This is a genomic window from Enterobacter quasihormaechei, assembly GCF_004331385.1.
In the GTDB taxonomy this organism is placed as follows: Bacteria; Pseudomonadota; Gammaproteobacteria; order Enterobacterales; family Enterobacteriaceae; genus Enterobacter; species Enterobacter quasihormaechei.
This window is the reverse complement of record NZ_SJON01000002.1, coordinates 90,139-107,063: the sequence shown is the minus strand read 5'-3', so window position 1 is coordinate 107,063 and position 16,925 is coordinate 90,139. Positions and strand designations below refer to the sequence as shown.

Here is a 16,925-nt window from a genome sequence, read left to right as displayed (position 1 = left end):
TCGTTCGGGAGCTGTCTTCCCGAGCGATGAGTCACGGTCACAGGATTAGCTATGCGCAACAGTGAAAACTACATTATTACCACCGGGTCGGAACCGTTAACGACCGACGACGAGACGACCTGGTCCTTTCCTGGGGCGATTGTCGGCTTCGTGTCGTGGTTACTGGCGCTGGGTATCCCGTTTTTGATCTACGGTGGAAACACACTCTTCTTCTTCCTCTATACCTGGCCTTTCTTCCTCGCGCTGATGCCCGTTGCGGTGGTTGTCGGCGTTGCGCTGCACTCCCTTTTTAACGGCAAGCTCCTGTATAGTACCCTCATCACTATTGCCACCGTTGTGGTCATCTTTGGTCTGCTGTTTTTATGGCTGATGGGCTAACTTACGGCATAATTAAAACCCCGCAGTAGAGTCCAGCGGAAAGTTATGGGATGATGATGCCGTTTTTTCAGGGGGCAGGATGGGTAAACTAACGCTGCTGTTGCTGGCTTTGCTGGTCTGGCTGCAATATTCGCTGTGGTTCGGCAAAAACGGACTGCACGACTACAGCCGGGTGAGCGATGACGTCGCGGCACAGCAGGCGACAAACGCCAAACTTAAAGCGCGTAACGATCAACTTTTTGCTGAAATTGATGACCTCAATGGCGGCCAGGAGGCGATTGAGGAGCGCGCACGCAATGAACTCAGTATGACTAAGCCGGGCGAAACGTTTTATCGTCTGGTTCCGGATGCGTCTAAACGCAATCAGGGCTCCGCACAAAACAATCGATAATCAGGCCCAGGATTACGACATGGCAGCAACTTTTTCGGACGTCTGTGCCGTGGTGCCGGCCGCAGGTTTTGGCCGGCGCATGCAGACAGAGTGTCCCAAGCAGTACCTCTCAATTGGTGATAAAACGATCCTCGAGCACGCCGTGGCAGCGCTGCTGGCGCATCCTCGGGTGACGCGCGTTGTGATTGCCATCAGCCCCGGCGATGCGCGTTTTGCGCAGCTTCCGCTGGCAAATCATCCTCAGATTACCGTTGTTGACGGCGGCGCCGAGCGGGCCGACTCCGTTCTGGCGGGCATTCAGGCTGCCGGACACGCGCAGTGGGTGCTGGTGCACGATGCCGCGCGTCCCTGTCTGCATCACGACGATCTGTCGCGTCTGCTGGCCCTGAGTGAAACCAGTAAAGTGGGCGGTATTCTGGCCGCGCCGGTGCGTGACACCATGAAGCGTGGCGAACCGGGTAAACCGGCGATTGCGCACACCGTTGAGCGCGTTGATTTATGGCACGCGCTGACGCCACAATTTTTCCCCCGCGAATTACTCCACGACTGCTTAACGCGTGCGCTTAAAGAAGGTGCGACCATTACGGACGAAGCCTCGGCGCTGGAGTATTGCGGTTTTCACCCCACGCTTGTTGAAGGGCGCGCTGATAATATAAAAGTGACGCGCCCGGAAGACTTACAGCTCGCGGAATTTTATCTTACCCGTACGACCTCTCAGGAGAAGGCATAATGCGTATTGGACACGGTTTTGATGTACACGCCTTTGGCGGCGTTGGCCCAATTATCATTGGCGGCGTGCGTATTCCTTACGAAAAAGGCCTGCTGGCGCACTCTGACGGCGACGTGGCGCTGCACGCGCTGACCGACGCGCTGCTGGGTGCCGCCGCGCTGGGCGACATCGGCAAACTGTTCCCGGACACCGATCCTGCTTTTAAGGGCGCGGACAGCCGCGAGCTGCTGCGCGAAGCGTGGCGCCGCATTCAGGCCAGGGGCTACACCCTCGGCAACGTTGACGTGACGATCATTGCTCAGGCGCCGAAGATGCTGCCGCATATCCCGCAGATGCGCGTGTTTATTGCTGAAGATCTGGGCTGCCATATGGACGACGTCAACGTCAAAGCCACCACCACGGAGAAGCTGGGCTTTACCGGCCGTGGCGAGGGCATTGCCTGTGAGGCCGTGGCGCTGCTGGTGAAGGCGGCCAAATGACCGATTTCGATAATCTGACGTATCTGCACGGTAAACCGCAGGGCAATGGGCTGCTGAAGGCCAACCCTGAAGATTTCGTGGTGGTGGAAGATCTCGGCTTTGAGCCGGACGGCGAAGGCGAGCACATTCTGGTGCGCATCCTGAAAAACGGCTGCAACACCCGCTTCGTGGCGGACGCGCTGGCAAAATACCTCAACATTCACGCCCGCGAGGTGAGCTTCGCCGGGCAGAAAGATAAGCACGCCGTGACCGAGCAGTGGCTTTGTGCCCGCGTGCCCGGCAATGCGATGCCTGATTTAAGCAAATTTGAGCTTGAAGGCTGTAAGGTGCTGGAGTACGCCCGCCACAAGCGCAAGCTGCGTCTGGGCGCACTGAAAGGCAATGCCTTTACCCTGGTACTGCGCGAAGTGACCGACCGCGAAGACGTTGAAAAACGCCTGAAGGCCATTAACGAACGCGGCGTGCCGAACTATTTCGGCGCGCAGCGCTTTGGGATCGGCGGCAGCAACCTGCTGGGCGCGCTGCGCTGGGCGCAAAGCGATGCACCGGTGCGCGATCGTAATAAACGCAGTTTTTGGTTGTCGGCAGCCCGCAGCGCGTTGTTTAATCAGATTGTGAGCGAACGGCTGAAAAAACCGGACGCGAATCAAGTTGTTGTCGGCGATGCGCTACAATTAGCGGGACGCGGAAGCTGGTTTGTGGCAACGGCCGAAGAGATGGCCGATGTCCAGTCGCGCGTGGACGCTAAAGCGCTGATGATCACCGCCGCCTTGCCGGGCTCAGGCGACTGGGGAACCCAGGGCGAGGCGCGGGTTTTTGAGGAGTCAGCGGTGGCGGATGCGCCGGAATTACAATCATTGCTGGTGCGGGAAAAGGTCGAGGCGGCACGCCGTGCGATGCTCCTCTACCCGCAACAGCTGAGCTGGAACTGGTGGGATGACGTAACCGTCGAGTTACGCTTCTGGCTGCCGGCAGGTAGCTTTGCCACCAGTGTTGTCAGGGAACTTATCAACACGTCGGGTGATTATGCGAATATTGCTGAGTAACGATGACGGGATCCATGCGCCAGGTATTCAGACGCTGGCGAAACACCTCCGTGAATTTGCGGATGTGCAGGTCGTGGCTCCCGATCGTAACCGCAGCGGCGCGTCTAACTCATTGACGCTGGAGTCTTCACTACGCACCTTTACCTTTGAGAATGGCGATATTGCCGTTCAGATGGGGACGCCGACCGACTGCGTGTTTCTGGGCGTGAACGCGCTGATGCGCCCGCGACCGGACGTTGTGGTCTCCGGCATCAATGCCGGGCCAAATCTTGGCGATGATGTGATTTACTCCGGTACCGTGGCCGCGGCGATGGAAGGGCGTCACCTGGGGTTCCCGGCGCTGGCGGTCTCGTTAAACGGTCACACCCACTACGACACTGCCGCCGCGGTGACCTGCTCCCTTCTCCGTGCGCTTGGCCGCGAGCCGCTGCGCACCGGACGTATCCTCAATATTAACGTGCCGGATCTCCCGCTGGACGAGATTAAAGGGATTCGCGTGACGCGCTGCGGGAGTCGCCATCCTGCCGATCAGGTTATTCCCCAGCAGGATCCGCGCGGCAATACCCTGTACTGGATCGGCCCGCCGGGAGATAAATGCGATGCCGGGCCAGACACCGACTTCGCTGCGGTGGATGAGGGATACGTTTCCGTTACGCCGTTGCACGTGGATTTAACCGCTTATAGCGCGCATGATGTGGTGTCGGACTGGTTAGATCGGGTCGGAGTGAACGCGCAATGGTAAGTAAACGTGTACAAACTCTTCTGGAACAATTACGCGCTCAGGGGATCGCCAGCGAGCAGGTGCTGGATGCGCTTGCTCAGGTTCCCCGTGAGAAGTTTGTAGATGAGGCGTTTGAACACAAAGCGTGGGAAAACGTGGCGCTGCCCATTGGGCAAGGCCAGACGATTTCGCAGCCCTACATGGTGGCGCGGATGACGGAGCTTCTGGAATTAACGCCAGAATCCCGGGTGCTGGAAATTGGCACCGGTTCAGGGTATCAAACCGCGATCCTGGCCCACCTTGTGCACCATGTCTGTTCGGTGGAACGGATTAAAGGGTTACAGTGGCAGGCGCGCCGTCGCCTGAAACAGCTTGATTTACATAATGTATCGACACGCCACGGTGATGGATGGCAGGGTTGGCAGGCTCGCGCCCCGTTTGACGCCATCATTGTCACGGCAGCGCCACCTGAAATCCCCGCTGCACTTCTCTCGCAGCTGGACGAGGGCGGCATTCTGGTTTTGCCCGTCGGCGATGAGCAGCAGCTTTTGAAGCGCGTTCGTCGACGCGGCGGCGAGTATATTATCGATACCGTGGAAGCCGTGCGCTTTGTGCCCCTGGTTAAGGGTGAGCTGGCCTGAGACTCGGATTTTTCCAGGGTTATTAAGGCAAATTCAGCGTATGGTGTGGCGCGATAGGTTCGTGCCATCACGGTTATTTTTAAGTCACTGGTAGTTAACACATTCCTGGGGGATAAATGAGCGCGGGAAGCCCAAAATTCACCATCAGCCGTGTTGCGGCATTATCACTGGTTTCGCTCTGGCTGGCAGGCTGTTCAAATTCGAATAACGCGCCTGCGCCCGTCAGTTCCGTGAATGGAACCAGCGGCTCGGGTAACACGTCCAGCGGAATGTTGATCACGCCTCCGCCTAAAATGGGCACCTCAACGGCGCAGCAAATTCCGCAGATCCAGCCGGTTCAGCGTCCAGTTACGCAGCCTACGCAGATTCAGCCAGTCGATCAGCCTGTTCAGACCGAAAATGGCCGCATAGTGTATAACCGCAAGTATGGGAACATTCCGAAAGGTAGCTATACCGGCGGCAGCACCTATACCGTGAAGCGCGGCGACACGCTGTTCTATATCGCCTGGATCACCGGGAACGATTTCCGCGATCTGGCACAGCGAAACAACGTCCAGGCCCCGTATGCTCTGGAAGTTGGGCAAACGCTTCAGGTTGGCAACGCGACGGGGACACCGCTTACGCCAGGCAACACCGTTTCGGCTGCCGACGTCACCGCGCAAAATAACAGCGTTACCCCTGCACAAAAAACCACCACGACGGTTGCTTCCCAACCTGTAATTACGTATTCTGAGGATTCAGGTGATCAGAGTGCTAACAAAATGTTGCCGAATAATAAAGGTACTGCGACTGTTGTCACAGCACCGACTACGGCACCTGTGGTTAGCTCTACTGTACCGACTGCAAGCAGTCAGAATGCCAGCTCGTCAATCAATACCTGGCGCTGGCCAACTGACGGCAAGATTATCGAGAACTTTGCAACCTCTGAGGGGGGGAACAAAGGGATCGATATCGCAGGCAGTAAAGGACAGGCAATCATCGCGACCGCAGACGGACGCGTTGTCTATGCCGGTAACGCACTGCGCGGTTACGGTAATCTTATTATCATCAAACATAATGATGATTACCTGAGTGCCTACGCCCATAACGACACGATGCTGGTCCGGGAACAACAAGAAGTTAAGGCGGGGCAAAAAATCGCTACCATGGGTAGCACCGGAACCAGTTCTACACGCTTGCATTTTGAAATTCGTTACAAGGGGAAATCCGTAAACCCGCTGCAATATTTACCGCAGCGATAAATTGACGGGGCATGCCAGCCAGGGTGTCTCGTCCAGGGATCACGGGTAGGAGCCACCTTTATGAGTCAGAATACGCTGAAAGTTCATGATTTAAATGAAGACGCGGAATTTGATGAGAACGGATCAGAGGCTTTTGACGAAAAAGCCTTAGTAGAAGAGGAACCCAGTGATAACGATTTGGCTGAAGAAGAGCTGTTATCGCAGGGTGCCACACAGCGTGTGCTGGACGCGACTCAGCTTTACCTTGGGGAGATTGGTTACTCCCCACTGCTAACGGCCGAAGAAGAAGTCTATTTCGCACGTCGTGCTTTGCGTGGTGATGTTGCCTCGCGTCGTCGCATGATCGAAAGTAACCTGCGACTGGTCGTGAAAATTGCCCGCCGTTACGGCAATCGTGGTCTGGCTCTGCTGGATCTGATTGAAGAGGGCAACTTAGGTCTCATCCGCGCAGTTGAGAAGTTTGACCCGGAACGCGGGTTCCGTTTCTCAACCTACGCGACCTGGTGGATTCGTCAGACCATCGAACGGGCTATTATGAACCAGACCCGTACGATTCGACTGCCGATTCACATCGTCAAAGAGTTGAATGTTTATCTGCGTACCGCGCGCGAGTTGTCCCATAAGCTGGACCACGAGCCAAGTGCGGAAGAGATTGCAGAGCAACTCGACAAACCGGTTGATGACGTAAGCCGTATGCTGCGTCTCAACGAGCGCATTACCTCGGTTGACACCCCGCTGGGTGGCGACTCCGAAAAAGCGCTGCTGGACATCCTGGCCGATGAAAAAGACAACGGCCCGGAAGACACCACGCAGGACGATGACATGAAACAGAGCATCGTTAAATGGCTGTTCGAACTGAACGCCAAACAGCGTGAAGTGCTGGCACGTCGTTTCGGTTTACTGGGGTATGAAGCTGCGACACTGGAAGACGTCGGCCGTGAGATTGGCCTGACCCGTGAACGTGTTCGTCAGATTCAGGTTGAAGGTCTGCGCCGCTTGCGTGAAATCCTGCAAGGGCAAGGTCTGAATATCGAAGCGCTGTTCCGCGAGTAAGCAACCATTCGTCAGAAAAAGGCCCGTCGTGAGACGGGCCTTTTTTATGCCTTACGATTGCGCCGTTTCGTGCAGCAAACGCCAGGTGATGGTATCGCCTTCCTGATTGAGCACCGCGGTTGACCAGCGCACGTTAACGGGCTGGCCTGGTCGGGTTTGCGTCTCCCGGTAATGAAGCACCGCGCCGTTGTCCCACGTCTGTAGCGTCCTTAACGCATCAATGCCGATCCAGAGCCCAGGCCGGGCTCCACGCTGCGCGTTTAAAAATTGAGCAAGGGCGTGATGGTCTAAAGGTGTGCCACCTGGCGTGACCATCAGAAAGTCCGGGTGGAAACGGGCGAGCAGGGCATCGGGATCGCCTTTGCCTTCACCTAACCAGTTTTCAAGTGCGACGTGGATGTCGAAGATCTCTTGTTCGAAATGCGTCATGGTTGCTCCTGTTGCAGATGCGCAAGCAGCTGCGCGTTGTTAAGACGACAGACGTACAGTATGGGCAGCAGGGTGATGGCTGCGGCAAAAATAAACATCCCGTGCCAGGCGGCCAGCGGCGCGATATTCGCCTGCATGGTGCTCAGCACCTGGGCCAGCAGCAGGGCGCCCATAAAAAAGCTCAGCTGACGATTCAGATTCCACAGCGCGCTGGCATCTGGCATATCTTCCCGCCGCACCGTCAAAAACGCGCTGCTCTGAGCCGTGCTGCTACACAGGCTTCCCCCGGCTCCCATCAGCGCAAACGCAACGGCAGGTAACAGCATTGCCGAAGTGACGTTAATTAAAAGCAGAATGCCCGCCGCCTGCAACAGGCAACCGATGACCACCAGCGGCCGGGGGCCGATACGGTTGAAATAGCGTCCTGTCGCGGTGATAGCTAAAAATGAGGCCACAGACCACGGCAGCATAAGCATCCCCGTTGCGGCGGGTGTCATATTGGCCTCGTTCTGGAGGTAATACATGCCCGTTACGTTTACGCCAATAAAGATGCCGGGTACGCACACGTAGATAAGCATGGATAAGCGCAAAAGCGGATCCGCCAGCAAAGACAGATTTACTCTCCTGGTGGTTTTTATCGGTGATACTTCTGTTTTAAGCCACGCGCAGGCCAAAACAAAGGTAACGATGGCGACGGGCAGGGTGGCAAAAAATATCCAGCGCCAGCTTAATGTCTGAACCAGCATGCCGCCCACAGCCGGTGAGCAGGCCGGGGCAAGCAGTGCGACCAGCATCACCGCCGAGGAGAGTCTGGCCCGCTCGTGAGGCTTAAACTGTTGCCAGGTCAGCGCCTGGCCAACCGGGATCAGTAAACCACCTCCGGCCCCCTGCGCTACTCGCCATGCAATCAGACTTTCCAGCGAAGAGGAGAGGCCCGCCGCAACGGAAGCCGCGCTAAAGAGGGCCAGCGAGAGCAGGATAACGCGCTTCGGCCCGACGCGGCGCGTCAGGATGCTGCTGAAAGGGATGACTAACGTCAGCCCGGCAATGTATCCGTTACTGACCCAGGCAAGCGCAGATGGCGTGGTATTAAACGCGTGGGCCATTGCCGGAAAGGCGACGCTGGCAATAAACATGTTTATCAAATCAAGGAAAAAGCCGAGCAGAAAGATAACGGCGATTTTGCTGCGATACGTCATGGAAGTTCCTCCGGTGAGGTGGCGTATCGTATCGGCCCCGGCGTTACGGATAAACGCGACAAAGCACGATATACTGTCAACATTATTTTGACAGTAAGCCAGGCAAGCGATGCTTAATCTACAGCGAACGGCGATGTTTATCGCCGTAGCGGACACCGGCAGTTTCACCGCCGCGGCGGAGGCGATGGGGCTGACAAAAGCGGTGGTCAGTTTCCATATTCGTCAGCTTGAAGAGGAGCTGGGTGTAACGCTGCTGCTGCGATCCACCCGTCGCCTGACGCTGACCGAGGCAGGAAGGCTTTTTCATCAGCGAAGCGTGATGCTGTTAAGGGATGCCGAGCGATTGCAGGATGACGTTCGCGCCAACCATGCCGGGCTGACGGGAGAACTGCGGATCACCACCACGCCCGAGTATGGCTCGCAGGTGGTGGTGCCGTTGCTGGCTGAATTTAGCCAGCAGCATCCGGACCTTCGCGTGCGGCATGTCTCGTCCTCTGTGCATGCCGATCTTATCGCGGAGCGCTTCGATGTCGCTATTCGGCTGGGTACGCTTGCCGATTCGCGCTATCACGCCGCATTGATTACCACCTTCACCATCCTGCCCGTGGCAACGCCAGGCTGGCTGGCAAACCACCCGGTTGAATCGCTGGAGCAACTGGCAGACGCTGACTGGATTATTCACGAGCGTTTAACTTCGCCGCTGCGCTGGCAGGTGAAAGGTGTTGATAGACATCCGGTGTCCTTTGAGATCAAAAAAGCACCGCGCCTGTATGCTGACAGTGCCCAGGCGCTGATGGCTTTTGCCCTCGCCGGATGTGGGGTGGCGCTGTTGCCGGAGTGGCTGGTGCGAAACGCACTGGAGGCGGGGGATCTGGTCTCGCTGTTACCGGCGTATACGTTTGCTCAGCAGGGCATTTATGCCGTCTATCCCGATGCCCAGCATGTGCCAGCAAAAGTGCGCACGTTTATTGATTTCATGCGCGTCAGGGCTGGTTAATCGTGCATCATCTTTATGATGAGCGCTACAAATTGCTCTCGTTCTGCGTCGTTAAGGCGCCCTAAAAACGCCTCATCCACCTTATTTCCAATCGGTTTACTGCTTCCCAGCAGGGCCTCACCTTCAGCCGTCAGGAAGACAAAGCGACGGCGCTTGTCCGCAGGATCGTGCTCGCGCCTGACCAGACCGCGTGATTCCATACGGCTCAGCATTTCCGCCAGCGTCGCTTTGGTGCTCACCGCGACGTCAGTCAGTGCAACCTGCTCTATGCCAGGATTTTCAGCTATCGACCGCATCACCGCATATTGTGGCTTGGTCAGCTCGGGCAAAGCGTGCTGCCACTGGGCGGTATGCTGTTGAAAAAGCTGGCGTAGCAGGTGAAAAGCTTCTTGTCTTAACTCCATGAACACTCCGACGGAAAAATACTCCTTCTATGATAGCCGCTCTCGGCCTGAATTTTAACGCGAGAGTTTTTAGCGATAAGTGTGATCGTGTACGAACGATCTTGTCAGGCGCAGGATCCAGGAGTAGTTTACTTAATATGTTCGTATACGAACAAATTTATTGAGGTGCTGAATGAGACTGATTGTAGGAATGACGGGCGCGACGGGTGCGCCATTAGGCGTGGCGCTGTTGCAGGCGCTGCGGGAAATGCCTGATGTGCAAACGCATCTGGTGATGTCGAAGTGGGCAAAAACCACGATTGAGCTGGAAACCCCCTTCACCGCGCATGACGTTGCCGCACTGGCGGATGTCGTTCATAGCCCTGCCGATCAGGCTGCCACCATCTCCTCCGGCTCGTTTCGCACCGACGGCATGATCGTCATCCCGTGCAGCATGAAAACGCTGGCGGGTATCCGCGCGGGCTACGCCGAAGGGCTGGTGGGGCGTGCGGCAGACGTGGTGCTGAAAGAGGGGCGCAAGCTGGTGCTCGTTCCTCGTGAAACGCCGCTCAGCACCATTCATCTTGAGAACATGCTTGCCCTTTCACGCATGGGCGTGGCGATGGTGCCGCCTATGCCTGCGTACTACAACCACCCGCAAACCGCCGATGACATCACCCAGCACATCGTGACACGGGTGCTCGACCAGTTTGGTCTGGAGCATAAAAAAGCCCGACGCTGGAAGGGTTTGCAGGCAGCGAAACATTTTTCACAGGAGAATAACGATGGCATTTGATGATTTGAGAAGCTTCTTGCAGGCGCTCGATGAGCAAGGGCAGCTGCTGAAAATTGAGGAAGAGGTTAACGCGGAGCCGGATCTGGCGGCGGCCGCCAACGCTACCGGGCGCATTGGCGATGGCGCGCCTGCGCTGTGGTTCGATAATATCCGCGGCTTCACCGATGCCCGCGTGGTGATGAACACCATCGGCTCGTGGCAAAACCACGCCATTTCGATGGGGCTGCCGGCGAATACCCCGGTGAAAAAACAGATCGACGAGTTTATTCGTCGCTGGGACAAATTTCCGGTCGCGCCAGAGCGTCGTGCAAACCCGGCTTGGGCGGAGAATACGGTTGACGGAGAAGACATCAACCTGTTCGACATTCTGCCGCTGTTCCGCCTGAACGACGGCGACGGGGGTTTTTATCTTGATAAGGCGTGCGTTGTCTCGCGCGATCCGCTCGACCCCGATCACTTCGGCAAGCAGAACGTCGGTATTTATCGGATGGAAGTGAAGGGCAAGCGTAAGCTGGGCCTGCAACCGGTGCCGATGCATGATATCGCACTGCATCTGCATAAGGCCGAAGAGCGCGGCGAAGATCTGCCCATTGCGATTACGTTGGGTAACGATCCGATCATCACCCTGATGGGCGCCACGCCGCTGAAATACGATCAGTCCGAATATGAGATGGCCGGCGCGCTACGCGAAAGCCCATATCCGATTGCGACGGCCCCGCTGACCGGTTTCGATGTGCCGTGGGGGTCGGAAGTGATCCTGGAAGGGGTGATTGAAGGCCGGAAACGCGAGATTGAAGGGCCATTTGGCGAGTTTACCGGGCACTACTCCGGTGGACGCAACATGACGGTCGTGCGCATCGATAAAGTGTCTTACCGCACCAAACCCATTTTCGAATCTCTCTACCTGGGGATGCCGTGGACCGAAATTGATTATCTGATGGGGCCCGCCACCTGCGTGCCGCTTTATCAGCAGCTGAAGGCAGAATTCCCGGAGGTGCAGGCGGTTAACGCCATGTACACACACGGCCTGCTGGCGATTATCTCCACCAAAAAACGGTACGGCGGTTTTGCTCGTGCGGTCGGGCTCCGCGCCATGACCACGCCGCACGGTCTGGGCTACGTGAAGATGGTGATTATGGTGGATGAGGACGTCGATCCGTTTAACCTGCCGCAGGTAATGTGGGCGCTGTCATCGAAGGTCAATCCCGCGGGCGATCTGGTACAGCTACCGAATATGTCTGTGCTGGAGCTTGACCCCGGCTCCAGCCCGGCGGGGATCACTGACAAGCTGATCATTGATGCCACCACGCCTGTCGCCCCGGACAACCGTGGCCACTACAGCCAGCCGGTACAGGATCTCCCTGAAACCAAAGCCTGGGCCGAAAAACTGACCGCGATGCTGGCGGCACGTCAATAAGGAGGAAAAAATGATTTGTCCACGTTGTGCCGATGAACATATCGAAGTGATGGCAACATCACCGGTGAAAGGTGTCTGGACGGTATACCAGTGTCAGCACTGTCTGTATACCTGGCGCAATACCGAACCGCTGCGCCGGACCAGCCGTGAACACTATCCTGAAGCATTCCGTATGACGCAGAAGGATATTGACGAGGCACCGCAGGTGCCGACGATCCCGCCTCTGCTGTAAGGGAAAAGCCCGGCGGTGCCAGGCTTACCGGGCGATGATATTGTGCGGTCTTCTGCCCGGTGGCGCTGCGCTTACCGGGCCTACGGGTTTTGTAGGCCGGGTAAGGCGAAGCCGCCACCCGGCAAAACAGACCGCAGAGAACTAAACCAGGCTTTTCAGCCGATAAATCCACTCCAGCGCCTGACGCGGCGTCAGCGAGTCCGGATCCAGGTTTTCCAGCGCTTCCACGGCTGGAGACGTCTCTTCCGGGGCCGCCAGCAGCGACATCTGCGTGCCATCTATCTGCGTGGCTGCCGCATTCGGTGACAAGCTTTCCAGCTCACGCAATTTCTGACGCGCGCGCTTAATCACCTCTTTCGGCACGCCCGCCAGCGCGGCGACGGCTAGGCCATAACTCTTGCTTGCCGCGCCGTCCTGCACCGTGTGCATAAAGGCGATGGTATCGCCGTGCTCAAGCGCATCAAGATGGACGTTAGCCACGCCTTCCATTTTCTCTGGCAGCTGTGTCAGTTCGAAATAGTGAGTCGCGAACAGCGTCAGCGCCTTGATTTTATTTGCCAGACTTTCCGCACACGCCCAGGCCAGAGACAGGCCGTCATAGGTGGACGTACCGCGTCCCACTTCATCCATCAACACCAGACTATTCTCTGTTGCGTTATGCAGTATGTTGGCGGTTTCGGTCATCTCGACCATAAAGGTGGAGCGACCGCTCGCCAGATCGTCCGCCGCACCTACACGGGTGAAGATACGGTCGACAGGACCAATCTCAACCTTCTGCGCAGGAACGTAGCTGCCAATATAGGCGAGCAGCGCGATGAGGGCTGTCTGGCGCATATAGGTACTTTTACCGCCCATGTTGGGGCCGGTAATGATCAGCATTCTTCGCTGCGGTGACAGGTTCAACGGGTTGGCAATAAATGGCTCGTTCAGCACCTGCTCAACCACCGGGTGTCGGCCTTCGGTAATGCGAATGCCGGGTTTGTCAGTGAAGGCTGGACAGGTGTAATTCAGCGTCTCGGCGCGCTCGGCCAGGTTTACCAGCACATCCAGCTCGGCCAGCGCGGCGGCGCTCTGTTGCAGGTCAGCCAGGTGCGGCATCAGGATATCGAACAGCTCGTCATAAAGCTGTTTTTCCAGCGCCAGCGCTTTACCTTTCGACGTGAGAACTTTGTCCTCGTACTCTTTCAGCTCGGGGATAATATAGCGCTCGGCGTTTTTCAGCGTCTGGCGGCGAACGTAGTGAATCGGTGCCAGGTGGCTCTGGCCACGACTGATCTGGATATAGTAGCCGTGTACGGCGTTGTAACCGACTTTAAGGGTATCGAGCCCCAGACGTTCACGCTCGCGGATTTCCAGCTTATCCAGATAATCCGTCGCGCCATCGGCCAGCGCGCGCCATTCGTCCAGCTCTTCGTTGTAACCCGGGGCAATGACGCCGCCATCGCGCACCAGAACAGGTGGCGCATCAATGATGGCGCGTTCCAGCAGCTCGCGAAGCTCGTTAAATTCGCCCATTGTTTCGCGGAGCTTTTGCACCGGCGCGCTGTCGACTTCTTCCAGCTGAGCGCGCAGTTCCGGCAACTGATGGAAAGCGTGACGCATACGGGCGAGATCGCGTGGACGCGCGGTGCGCAATGCCAGACGTGCAAGGATTCGCTCAAGATCACCCACCTGACGCAGCACCGGCTGCAACTCGGTGTAACGATCCTGCAATGCGGCAATGGTTTGCTGGCGGCCGATGAGCGTTTCGGTATTGCGAATCGGCATATGCAGCCAGCGTTTAAGCATACGGCTGCCCATTGGAGTAACCGTGCTGTCGAGAACCGACGCCAGCGTGTTTTCAATGCCACCAGCGAGGTTCTGTGTGATCTCCAGGTTGCGGCGCGTGGCGGCATCCATGATGATGCTGTCCTGCTGACGCTCCATGGTAATAGAACGGATATGGGGCAGGGCGGTACGTTGCGTATCCTTCACGTACTGCAACAGGCAGCCTGCTGCACACAGCCCGCGCGGTGCATTTTCCACGCCAAAGCCAATCAAATCGCGCGTGCCAAATTGCAGGTTCAGCTGCTGGCGCGCGGTATCAATTTCGAACTCCCACAGTGGACGACGACGCAGGCCGCGGCGGCCTTCGATCAGCGCCATCTCGGCGAAATCCTCTGCGTAGAGCAGTTCTGCCGGATTGGTACGCTGTAGCTCGGCCGCCATGGTTTCACGGTCAGCCGGTTCACTCAGGCGAAAACGACCGGAGCTGATGTCCAGCGTGGCGTAGCCAAACCCTTTACCGTCCTGCCAGATGGCCGCCAGCAGGTTATCCTGGCGCTCCTGAAGCAGGGCTTCATCGCTGATGGTTCCCGGCGTGACGATGCGCACGACCTTGCGCTCAACGGGGCCTTTCGACGTTGCCGGGTCGCCAATTTGTTCGCAGATGGCGACAGACTCGCCCTGGTTCACCAGTTTCGCCAGATAGTTTTCAACCGCGTGATGCGGGATGCCCGCCATCGGGATTGGCTCACCTGCCGACGCGCCACGTTTCGTCAGGGAAATGTCGAGCAACTGAGACGCACGTTTCGCATCGTCATAAAAAAGCTCGTAAAAGTCGCCCATACGGTAAAACAGCAGAATTTCCGGATGCTGTGCTTTCAGCTTCAGATACTGCTGCATCATCGGCGTATGTGCGTCGAAATTGTCGATTGTGCTCATGGAGTTATGATATCCATTTCTTTGAAAATATTACGCTTTGAGCGGCTCAATGGCCGATTGTTCCTTCTATTGTCGCATGAAAAAAAGGTGCGGCGCAGAAAAAAGTCACGACTTTACGAGGCATCTTCCGCCATCAACTCAATGACGATTTTCCCGTGCTCGACGCCCACCCGAACCTGAGAGTTGGTGGTAAACCCCGCCTTTTCAAGCCAGTCGCCCTTCAGGCTCAGCGCGGCGTGTACGCTGTAGCGTTTTGGGATTTTCGTTTTACGATCTTCATGGCGTTTTCTGAAGTAACCCACTTTTAAGTGACGATAGGGTTTGGCGATCGCGATCTGCTGCATAGGCTCTCCGGTGAACAGGGCAAAGGTGGTACTTCATGCCTGTATAAAATACCAGTAAAAAGCAGCGGGTGGACGGGTAATTCTGGAAGGACGCTTCAGAAATTGGAATGCAATGACTGAAAATGCGCAGATAAAAAGGTATTATAAATGCACTTTATTGGTGAGGACGACGTCATGTCCGGTAAACGTATTTCACGCGAGAAAAAGACGATCGCCAGAATGATCGCGCTGTATGAACGCCAGTGTCCTGAGGCTTCAAGGGAAGAAGGACATTATCAGGCGCTGAAGGCGTATGCCGATAAGCGGCTGGATAAATGCGTGTTCGGTGAGGAAAAGCCCGCCTGCAAACAGTGCCCTGTACACTGCTATCAGCCCGCCAGACGGGAAGAGATGAAGCAGGTGATGCGCTGGGCAGGGCCAAGAATGTTATGGCGTCATCCGATTCTGACTATCCGTCATCTGATCGACGATCGCCGTCCGGTGCCGGAATTACCGGAAAAGTATCGGCCCAAAAAATAATTGACTCAGCGCTGCAATGGGCGACAAATCACGCTCAGGGCGACGGCGCTGCACAGCGGAAATACCGCCAGCAGCAGCCAGGGGTAAATGGCTTGCGTTGAGGGCACCAGCGCCTTGTCCAGCAGACTGCCTAACCCAAAATTCCCCGCCAGCACCGCAACGCCGCCGGCGGTGGAGAGCGCGCCATAGTGCGCCCCAAGCGTCGACTCCTCGGCAAAATATGGGATCAAATCTTTTGCCGACGGCACCAGCAACATCTGTCCGAGCGTTAACAGAGTGACGAGGCTTGCGGAGGGCAGCAGGCGCAGCCAGCCTTCCGGTGGCTCAGTCGCCGCAAAGAGCGCCACGCTGGCAAACGAGGCGGAGAGCAGCAAAAAGCCCACCGGTAAAATCCTCACCGCGCCCACTTTTCGGGCGAAGCGGGCGAGGGGCAATTGCAGAACAATAATCAGCACTGAGGCCAGCATAAACAGCGGTCCCAGGTCTTTCTCGCTGCCACCGGCGCGCTGGATCTCCACCGGCAGCGCCAGATAAAGCTGGTTATAGCTTAACAGCCATGAGCTGTACGCAATGATAAAGGCGACGAAACGCGGCTGACGGAACGTCGTCCACCAGGGCAGAATTTTCAGCGGCTTCGTGCTGTGGGGCGCCGCAGGCAGGGAGAAAAAGAGCACCACCAGCGCAACGATAAATATCCCTGCGCCAGCGAGCGCAACCTGGCGAAAACCCAGCCCCGTCAGCAGGGCACCCATCACCGGGCCGAGTACAGCGCCGAGTTCACCGCACACCGCAAACAGCGCAAACCACTCCGCACGGCTGCGTTTACCCGTTGCCTCACTTTGCGTTCCCGCTTTTGCCAGCAGGGCTTCTATTGACGGTGAGAACAGCGCGCCGCCAATGCCCGTCAGACAGGCCCCCAGAATGATGGGCCACAGCGATTGCCCAAAGGCCAGCAGCAGATAACCCACCACGCGGACAATGCAGCCGCTGAGGATCACGCTCTTCGCGCCAAACCGGTCTGAAAGCGCGCCGCCGACAATAAACATTCCTTGCTGGGAGAAGGTGCGCAGCCCCAGCACCAGCCCGATCAGCCCGCCGGAGAGCAGCATATCGTCACGTAAGAAGATCGCCAGGAAGGGAACGACCGCGTAAAAGCCGATATTAAACACAAACTGGCTGCCCAGCAGAACGGGCGGCCAGAGGGTGGTGGCAGGGCGAAGAGGCAT

Annotated in this window: 20 protein-coding genes; 14 read left to right on the top strand and 6 right to left on the bottom strand. The window is 57.0% G+C overall.

All coding sequences use genetic code 11. The features are described from left to right. The first annotated feature begins 51 nt into the window (after window positions 1–51). From E0L16_RS03130 to rpoS, 9 genes are all read left to right on the top strand, one after another. Complete coding sequence (locus E0L16_RS03130; RefSeq protein ID WP_063869363.1) at window positions 52–378, top strand: DUF3561 family protein; 327 nt, start codon at window positions 52–54, stop codon at window positions 376–378. 79 nt (window positions 379–457) lie between these two features. Further along, on the top strand, window positions 458–769 hold the full coding sequence (gene ftsB, locus E0L16_RS03125) for a cell division protein FtsB (RefSeq protein WP_003862095.1): 312 nt from the start codon (window positions 458–460) through the stop codon (window positions 767–769). Between the two features lie 19 nt (window positions 770–788). Then, the gene (ispD, locus tag E0L16_RS03120) at window positions 789–1,499 is read left to right on the top strand and encodes a 2-C-methyl-D-erythritol 4-phosphate cytidylyltransferase (RefSeq protein WP_131636304.1); all 711 of its coding nucleotides are present in this window, start codon (window positions 789–791) and stop codon (window positions 1,497–1,499) included. Next, on the top strand, window positions 1,499–1,978 hold the full coding sequence (ispF, locus tag E0L16_RS03115) for a 2-C-methyl-D-erythritol 2,4-cyclodiphosphate synthase (RefSeq protein WP_063451887.1): 480 nt from the start codon (window positions 1,499–1,501) through the stop codon (window positions 1,976–1,978). Before ispD ends, ispF begins: the two co-directional genes overlap by 1 nt. Beyond that, on the top strand, window positions 1,975–3,024 hold the full coding sequence (truD, locus tag E0L16_RS03110) for a tRNA pseudouridine(13) synthase TruD (RefSeq protein WP_131636303.1): 1,050 nt from the start codon (window positions 1,975–1,977) through the stop codon (window positions 3,022–3,024). Before ispF ends, truD begins: the two co-directional genes overlap by 4 nt. Beyond that, a complete protein-coding gene (gene surE, locus E0L16_RS03105) occupies window positions 3,005–3,766 on the top strand; it encodes a 5'/3'-nucleotidase SurE (RefSeq protein ID WP_006811764.1) in 762 nt (253 codons plus the stop codon). Before truD ends, surE begins: the two co-directional genes overlap by 20 nt. Further along, window positions 3,760–4,386 carry a protein-L-isoaspartate(D-aspartate) O-methyltransferase gene (locus tag E0L16_RS03100; protein ID WP_063451884.1) on the top strand — a complete coding sequence of 209 codons (627 nt, stop codon included), beginning with the start codon at window positions 3,760–3,762 and terminating at the stop codon, window positions 4,384–4,386. Before surE ends, E0L16_RS03100 begins: the two co-directional genes overlap by 7 nt. 116 nt (window positions 4,387–4,502) lie before the next feature. Then, a complete protein-coding gene (gene nlpD / locus E0L16_RS03095; RefSeq protein WP_131636302.1) occupies window positions 4,503–5,627 on the top strand; it encodes a murein hydrolase activator NlpD in 1,125 nt (374 codons plus the stop codon). 60 nt (window positions 5,628–5,687) lie between these two features. Further along, window positions 5,688–6,680 carry an RNA polymerase sigma factor RpoS gene (rpoS, locus tag E0L16_RS03090; protein ID WP_022649182.1) on the top strand — a complete coding sequence of 331 codons (993 nt, stop codon included), beginning with the start codon at window positions 5,688–5,690 and terminating at the stop codon, window positions 6,678–6,680. Between the two features lie 51 nt (window positions 6,681–6,731). Here rpoS and E0L16_RS03085 read toward each other — a convergent pair whose 3' ends face one another. Next, on the bottom strand, window positions 6,732–7,109 hold the full coding sequence (locus E0L16_RS03085; protein ID WP_131636301.1) for a DUF4440 domain-containing protein: 378 nt from the start codon (window positions 7,107–7,109) through the stop codon (window positions 6,732–6,734). Beyond that, complete coding sequence (locus E0L16_RS03080) at window positions 7,106–8,308, bottom strand: MFS transporter (RefSeq protein WP_131636300.1); 1,203 nt, start codon at window positions 8,306–8,308, stop codon at window positions 7,106–7,108. The genes E0L16_RS03085 and E0L16_RS03080 overlap by 4 nt, the downstream gene beginning before the upstream one ends. A gap of 109 nt (window positions 8,309–8,417) precedes the next feature. Between E0L16_RS03080 and E0L16_RS03075 the strand changes: the two genes are divergently transcribed. Further along, window positions 8,418–9,305: a LysR family transcriptional regulator gene (locus tag E0L16_RS03075; RefSeq protein WP_107533609.1), complete on the top strand. Its 888-nt coding sequence runs from the start codon at window positions 8,418–8,420 to the stop codon at window positions 9,303–9,305. On the opposite strand, the gene E0L16_RS03070 is transcribed toward E0L16_RS03075, so the two are convergent. Then, window positions 9,302–9,709: a MarR family winged helix-turn-helix transcriptional regulator gene (locus tag E0L16_RS03070; RefSeq protein WP_063451879.1), complete on the bottom strand. Its 408-nt coding sequence runs from the start codon at window positions 9,707–9,709 to the stop codon at window positions 9,302–9,304. The two genes, E0L16_RS03075 and E0L16_RS03070, sit on opposite strands and share 4 nt — an antisense overlap. A 172-nt stretch (window positions 9,710–9,881) precedes the next feature. On the opposite strand from E0L16_RS03070, the gene E0L16_RS03065 reads away from it, so the two are divergent. From E0L16_RS03065 to E0L16_RS03055, 3 genes are read left to right on the top strand one after another with little or no spacing between them, the layout of a single operon-like run. Continuing rightward, window positions 9,882–10,484: a non-oxidative hydroxyarylic acid decarboxylases subunit B gene (locus tag E0L16_RS03065; RefSeq protein WP_131636299.1), complete on the top strand. Its 603-nt coding sequence runs from the start codon at window positions 9,882–9,884 to the stop codon at window positions 10,482–10,484. After that, on the top strand, window positions 10,474–11,901 hold the full coding sequence (locus tag E0L16_RS03060; protein WP_063451877.1) for a non-oxidative hydroxyarylic acid decarboxylases subunit C: 1,428 nt from the start codon (window positions 10,474–10,476) through the stop codon (window positions 11,899–11,901). The genes E0L16_RS03065 and E0L16_RS03060 overlap by 11 nt, the downstream gene beginning before the upstream one ends. A gap of 10 nt (window positions 11,902–11,911) precedes the next feature. After that, complete coding sequence (locus tag E0L16_RS03055) at window positions 11,912–12,133, top strand: non-oxidative hydroxyarylic acid decarboxylases subunit D (protein ID WP_033146398.1); 222 nt, start codon at window positions 11,912–11,914, stop codon at window positions 12,131–12,133. Window positions 12,134–12,274: 141 nt separating this feature from the next. Here E0L16_RS03055 and mutS read toward each other — a convergent pair whose 3' ends face one another. Together mutS and E0L16_RS03040 are read right to left on the bottom strand one after the other, a co-directional pair. Next, a complete protein-coding gene (gene mutS / locus E0L16_RS03045) occupies window positions 12,275–14,836 on the bottom strand; it encodes a DNA mismatch repair protein MutS (protein ID WP_131636298.1) in 2,562 nt (853 codons plus the stop codon). A 113-nt stretch (window positions 14,837–14,949) separates the two neighbouring features. Next, the gene (locus E0L16_RS03040) at window positions 14,950–15,180 is read right to left on the bottom strand and encodes a SymE family type I addiction module toxin (RefSeq protein ID WP_112792742.1); all 231 of its coding nucleotides are present in this window, start codon (window positions 15,178–15,180) and stop codon (window positions 14,950–14,952) included. Window positions 15,181–15,354: 174 nt separating this feature from the next. On the opposite strand from E0L16_RS03040, the gene E0L16_RS03035 reads away from it, so the two are divergent. Beyond that, window positions 15,355–15,699 carry a nitrous oxide-stimulated promoter family protein gene (locus tag E0L16_RS03035; RefSeq protein WP_063452023.1) on the top strand — a complete coding sequence of 115 codons (345 nt, stop codon included), beginning with the start codon at window positions 15,355–15,357 and terminating at the stop codon, window positions 15,697–15,699. Between the two features lie 5 nt (window positions 15,700–15,704). On the opposite strand, the gene E0L16_RS03030 is transcribed toward E0L16_RS03035, so the two are convergent. Then, window positions 15,705–16,925 carry an MDR family MFS transporter gene (locus E0L16_RS03030; RefSeq protein WP_131636451.1) on the bottom strand — a complete coding sequence of 407 codons (1,221 nt, stop codon included), beginning with the start codon at window positions 16,923–16,925 and terminating at the stop codon, window positions 15,705–15,707.

What these genes read in the sequence shown, in the direction of transcription:
- ispF (WP_063451887.1), top strand. Translation starts at nt 1,499, where the DNA reads ATGCGTATTGGACACGGTTTTGATGTACACGCCTTTGGCGGCGTTGGC.
- mutS (WP_131636298.1), bottom strand. Translation starts at nt 14,836, where the DNA reads ATGAGCACAATCGACAATTTCGACGCACATACGCCGATGATGCAGCAG.
- E0L16_RS03065 (WP_131636299.1), top strand. Translation starts at nt 9,882, where the DNA reads ATGAGACTGATTGTAGGAATGACGGGCGCGACGGGTGCGCCATTAGGC.
- E0L16_RS03030 (WP_131636451.1), bottom strand. Translation starts at nt 16,925, where the DNA reads ATGCCTCTTCGCCCTGCCACCACCCTCTGGCCGCCCGTTCTGCTGGGC.
- E0L16_RS03060 (WP_063451877.1), top strand. Translation starts at nt 10,474, where the DNA reads ATGGCATTTGATGATTTGAGAAGCTTCTTGCAGGCGCTCGATGAGCAA.
- surE (WP_006811764.1), top strand. Translation starts at nt 3,005, where the DNA reads ATGCGAATATTGCTGAGTAACGATGACGGGATCCATGCGCCAGGTATT.
- E0L16_RS03100 (WP_063451884.1), top strand. Translation starts at nt 3,760, where the DNA reads ATGGTAAGTAAACGTGTACAAACTCTTCTGGAACAATTACGCGCTCAG.
- ispD (WP_131636304.1), top strand. Translation starts at nt 789, where the DNA reads ATGGCAGCAACTTTTTCGGACGTCTGTGCCGTGGTGCCGGCCGCAGGT.
- rpoS (WP_022649182.1), top strand. Translation starts at nt 5,688, where the DNA reads ATGAGTCAGAATACGCTGAAAGTTCATGATTTAAATGAAGACGCGGAA.
- E0L16_RS03035 (WP_063452023.1), top strand. Translation starts at nt 15,355, where the DNA reads ATGTCCGGTAAACGTATTTCACGCGAGAAAAAGACGATCGCCAGAATG.
- truD (WP_131636303.1), top strand. Translation starts at nt 1,975, where the DNA reads ATGACCGATTTCGATAATCTGACGTATCTGCACGGTAAACCGCAGGGC.
- E0L16_RS03055 (WP_033146398.1), top strand. Translation starts at nt 11,912, where the DNA reads ATGATTTGTCCACGTTGTGCCGATGAACATATCGAAGTGATGGCAACA.
- E0L16_RS03075 (WP_107533609.1), top strand. Translation starts at nt 8,418, where the DNA reads ATGCTTAATCTACAGCGAACGGCGATGTTTATCGCCGTAGCGGACACC.
- nlpD (WP_131636302.1), top strand. Translation starts at nt 4,503, where the DNA reads ATGAGCGCGGGAAGCCCAAAATTCACCATCAGCCGTGTTGCGGCATTA.
- E0L16_RS03085 (WP_131636301.1), bottom strand. Translation starts at nt 7,109, where the DNA reads ATGACGCATTTCGAACAAGAGATCTTCGACATCCACGTCGCACTTGAA.
- E0L16_RS03080 (WP_131636300.1), bottom strand. Translation starts at nt 8,308, where the DNA reads ATGACGTATCGCAGCAAAATCGCCGTTATCTTTCTGCTCGGCTTTTTC.
- E0L16_RS03130 (WP_063869363.1), top strand. Translation starts at nt 52, where the DNA reads ATGCGCAACAGTGAAAACTACATTATTACCACCGGGTCGGAACCGTTA.
- E0L16_RS03040 (WP_112792742.1), bottom strand. Translation starts at nt 15,180, where the DNA reads ATGCAGCAGATCGCGATCGCCAAACCCTATCGTCACTTAAAAGTGGGT.
- ftsB (WP_003862095.1), top strand. Translation starts at nt 458, where the DNA reads ATGGGTAAACTAACGCTGCTGTTGCTGGCTTTGCTGGTCTGGCTGCAA.
- E0L16_RS03070 (WP_063451879.1), bottom strand. Translation starts at nt 9,709, where the DNA reads ATGGAGTTAAGACAAGAAGCTTTTCACCTGCTACGCCAGCTTTTTCAA.